The sequence below is a fragment of the Oscillochloris sp. ZM17-4 genome, assembly GCF_019599295.1.
GTDB lineage: Bacteria > Chloroflexota > Chloroflexia > Chloroflexales > Chloroflexaceae > Oscillochloris.
Map to the genome: position 1 here is coordinate 94437 of NZ_JAIEWN010000011.1, position 4100 is coordinate 98536.

The following is a 4100-nucleotide window of genomic DNA, read 5'->3' on the forward strand; positions in this document are numbered from 1 at the left end:
GCCGGCCGCGCCGCGCCGCGCGCGGCTGCCGCTGCGTCGTGATCAGCAGCAGCGCCGTCATCAGGGCGGCCGAGGTGAGGCACCACATGCAGGTCGCCCCGATCACAAAGGGCTCCAGGAAGGTCAGGTAGATCGAGAACAGGGTGCCGAGGAGGGCCAGCGCGGGGAGGGCGCTCGCCGCGATGTCGGCGACTCCCCCGCCGGCCCGGCGCAGCGCCCAGGCCGCCAGGATGGCGACATAGCCGACGATGCCCAGCACGCCGATCGGCAGCACGCCGAACAGGCGGGCGTAGGGGCTCTGCTGCACCGTGTTGCAGTCGCCCACCGGCCCGCACACCGCCTGCGCGCCGCTCAGCTCCACCGAGGCCAGGTAGAAGGCCACGCCCATGCCGATGATCGCGAGGGCCGGGACGGCCTGCTCGCGCCAGGCCGGCAGCGGCCGCGCGAAGGGCGGTCGGGCGCTGAAGAGCACCGACAGCACCGCGGTGAGCATCGCCAGCAGCAGGATGACGGCGAGCCCGTTGGCCAGCGGGTCGCGCTGGAAGGGGCTCAGCGCAGGGGCGCTCGCGGGCGCCAGATCGGCCTGCGTCGTGTCCGGGCCGACCAGCGCGTCGAGGCCAGGGATCGCCGGCCAGCCGTTGCCGCCGGCCGACAGAATCGCCACGATCATGGCCGGGAGCCGTGCGGGGATCTCCTCGCTGCCCACCATCACCTCCTGGCCGAGCACCAGGGCCGGCACGCCGAGCCGATCCTCGGTGATCTCGAACGTCGTGACCGCCGCCTGGTAGAGCGTCTGGCCGTCGGGCTGGGTGACATCGACGGTGAGAATGCGCAGCTGGTCGCCGTAGTGCTCCTGGAGCGGCGGGAGCACCTGCTCCATGACGATGTGGCAGTGGGGGCAGGTCGGCGAGAAGAAGAGCACCGCGTGGACGGCCGGGTCGGCGGCATGGGCCGCGCCCGCGCCGAGCAGGGCGAGCAGGCCGGCGAGTAGGGCGATGACATAGCCGATAGCCGATAGCTTATGGGATCGGTACATAGAGTCTCCTGGTTCCATATAAGGCAATACCGCAGACGTAACGCTGTGAGGGCGCCCTGTCACCCTGAGCGAAGCGAAGAATCCCGGTCGGGACCCTTCGCTTCGCTCAGGGTGACAGCATTACGTATGTCTATTGCCACACAACATCACGGACAGAGCACGAGCAGGGCGCGCGCCGGGAGCTCCTCGGTGTTCTCCCAGCTATGCGGCATCGTCGAGTCGAAGAGCAGGCTGTCGCCAGGGTCAAGCTCATAGCGCTGGCCCTCGACGGTGTAGGTGACCCGGCCCTCCAGACAGAGGATGAACTCCTGGCCGGGGTGGGCGATCAGCTGCGGCCCGCTGCCCGCGCCCTGCTCAAGGGTGATCAGCAGCGGCTCGATCCTCCGCTGCGACATGCCCGCGCCGAGGTCCGCCAGGGTGCCGTGGGTGAGCGCCGTCATCTGCTGCTGGCTGGTCTTGAGGAAGACCAGCCGGCTGCGCGGCTGCTCGGCCTCGAAGAAAGTGCTGATCGGGATGCCGAGGGCGACGACGATCTGCTGGAGCGTGCTGACGCTGGGCGAGGTCTTGCCGTTCTCGATCAGGCTGAGCGTGTTGACGGCCAGGCCGCTCATCTCGGCCAGCGCCCGGATCGAGAGCTGCCGCGCCTCGCGCAGCGTCCGCAGCCGGCTGCCCACGTCGATGATCCCCGCGGGGGCTGTGTCGTGGGCCTCAGGCGCGTGCAGATCGCGCGCGCTGAGCGATGGCCCGGTTGTCTTTCGCATCGGTGGCTCCTCCCGGCGTGCCGCGTAACATATTGGCGGCGGCACCTAGTATTTTAGGCGATCGCCGCCAGCCCATGCGTTAACGTCTCCACTGAGACAGTTGCCACGCGACAACGCCCCTGCCCGTAACCACGGGCAGGGGCGCTGCATCGAAGAGTCGGCGGCGCCACGAGATAGGCAGGACATATATGCGACAGCACGTTACGCACGACACATCGGATCGAGACGGGGCGCGCGGGCAGCGCGGGCGCGCCGCGCCTCGGCGGGGGCTCGCCCGGCGGCTGCTCGCCCGCCCCGCCTGGGGGCTGGCCGCGATCGCCATCATGGTCGGCGTGGTCGCCCTGATCGGGACGACGGTCGCCCGCCCCGTCGCCAGCGTCCCCTCCGACATGGCCCCGGAGGTGGGCAAGCTGGCCCCGACCTTCAGCCTATCGACGCCGGAGGGCGTGCCGGTCAGCCTGGAGGGGCTGCGCGGCCAGGTGGTGCTGGTGAACTTCTGGGCCACCTGGTGCCCGCCGTGCCGCGCCGAGATGCCGGCGATCCAGGCGGCCTACGCGCGCTACGCGGGCCAGGGCTTCACGGTGGTGGCGGTGACGGCTAACGAGCAGCCCGCAAATGTGACGGACTTCTTCACCGCGCGCGGCCTAAGCTTCCCGGCCCTGCTCGACGACGGTCGCGTCCACGCGGCCTACCGGGCCAGCGGCCTGCCCTCCAGCTTCTTCATCGACCGCCAGGGTGTGGTGCGCGCCGTCTACCGAGGGGCCATGTCCGATGCGGTGATCGCCAGCGAGGTCGAGCGCCTGCTGGCCGAGTGATCCCATTTCAGATTGCAGATTTTGGATTGCAGATTGCCGCGCATGGCGTTCCAACGCGCTCTGGCGGCGGCGCGTATGTGGCTTGCTCAATTTCAGCTGGTGTGAGGCCAGGGGCGAGTCCGCTACGCCGGGAGCTGCTCGGCCGCCGGATCGCGCGGGATGCTGCGCTGGTAGACGACGGCCGCGCCCACTCCAATTAGGCAGAGGACGGCGCAGAGCAGCAGGGCGTTGGGCACGCCGAAGAGGCTGGCGGCGCCGCCGATCAGCAGGCCGCCGATCGGCGTGCTGCCGGCGAAGAGCATAAAGTAGAGGCTGCTCACCCGGCCGCGCAGGTCGTCGGGCACGCGCAGCTGGATGACCGTGTTGGCCGCCGTGGTGAAGCTGATCCCGGCGAAGCCGAGCGCGAAGAGCAGGGCGGACGAGATGGCGAAGGTGCTGCTGGCCGCCACGCCGCCCAGCAGGAGGCTGAAGGCGGCCGCGGCGATGATCATGCGCCGGGGGGTGAAGCTGCCCATGTAGGCGTTGGCGATGGCCGCCGCGAGCGAGCCGAGGCCGAGGAAGGACCCCAGCAGCCCGTAGCTGGCCGGGTCGGTGTGCAGGATGAACCCGCCGATCAGCGGCAGGGTCACGCTGAAGTTATAGCCGAAGGTGCCGATCGCCCCGATCAGGATCATCACCAGCAGCACCTCGGGGGTGCGCCAGGTGTAGGCCAGCCCCTCGCGCAGCTGGCTGAGCACGCGGGCCGGGCGGCGCGGCCCCTGCACGATCTGGCTGACATCCATGCGCAGCAGGCCCAGCAGCACCGCCAGGAAGCTGGCCGCGTTCAGGTAGAGCATCGCGGCGATGCCCAGCGGGCCGATCAGCAGGCCGGCCAGGGCCGGGCCGATGATCCGCGAGCCGTTGAAGACGATCGAGTTCAGCGCCACCGCGTTCGGCCGGTCCTCGCGGCCCACCAGCTCGACGGCGAAGGCCTGGCGCACCGGCGTGTCCAGGGCGTTCACCACGCCCTGGAGCAGGGCCAGCAGGTAGACGTGCCAGATCTGGATGAGGCCTGAGCCGACCAGCGCTCCGAAGATCGCCGCCAGGATCATGGCCAGGGTCTGCGTCACCAGGATCATGCGGTAGCGCGGCACGCGGTCGGCGACCACGCCGCCGAAGAGCGAGAGCAGCATCACCGGCAGGAACTGGAAGGTGGCCACCAGGCCGATCGCCAGCGGCGAGCTGGTCAGACTGAGCACCAGCAGTGCCTGGGCCGTGACCTGCACCCAGGAGCCGGTCATCGAGACAAGCTGGCCGATCCAGTAGAGCCGGTAGTTACGCACGCGCAGGGCGCGGAAGCCGCCCAGCAGGCGCACCAGGCGCACGCGCGCGCCCTGTGGTGGTTGTGGTTGCATCTGCGAGATCCTTAGTTGGGGCGCAGCAGGGGCCGCGCTACCAAAGCGAGCGGGCCACAGAAAGGTTTTACGAGCGCGAATAAGCGCTGGGTAC

The 4100-nt window shown here is 69.9% G+C and carries 4 protein-coding genes; 1 reads left to right on the forward strand and 3 read right to left on the reverse strand.

Annotated features, from left to right (window positions below):
* Together K2Z83_RS10860 and K2Z83_RS10865 are read right to left on the reverse strand one after the other, a co-directional pair.
* Positions 1 to 1036, reverse strand: a 1036-nt coding sequence (locus tag K2Z83_RS10860) for a vitamin K epoxide reductase family protein (protein ID WP_220595205.1), incomplete at its 3' end; no start/stop codon positions are given.
* 146 nt (positions 1037 to 1182) lie between these two features.
* On the reverse strand, positions 1183 to 1797 hold the full coding sequence (locus tag K2Z83_RS10865; RefSeq protein WP_220595206.1) for a cupin domain-containing protein: 615 nt from the start codon (positions 1795 to 1797) through the stop codon (positions 1183 to 1185).
* 188 nt (positions 1798 to 1985) lie between these two features.
* On the opposite strand from K2Z83_RS10865, the gene K2Z83_RS10870 reads away from it, so the two are divergent.
* On the forward strand, positions 1986 to 2612 hold the full coding sequence (locus tag K2Z83_RS10870) for a TlpA disulfide reductase family protein (protein ID WP_255603758.1): 627 nt from the start codon (positions 1986 to 1988) through the stop codon (positions 2610 to 2612).
* A 122-nt stretch (positions 2613 to 2734) separates the two neighbouring features.
* On the opposite strand, the gene K2Z83_RS10875 is transcribed toward K2Z83_RS10870, so the two are convergent.
* Positions 2735 to 4006: an MFS transporter gene (locus K2Z83_RS10875; protein WP_220595207.1), complete on the reverse strand. Its 1272-nt coding sequence runs from the start codon at positions 4004 to 4006 to the stop codon at positions 2735 to 2737.
* Between the last annotated feature and the right edge of the window lie 94 nt (positions 4007 to 4100).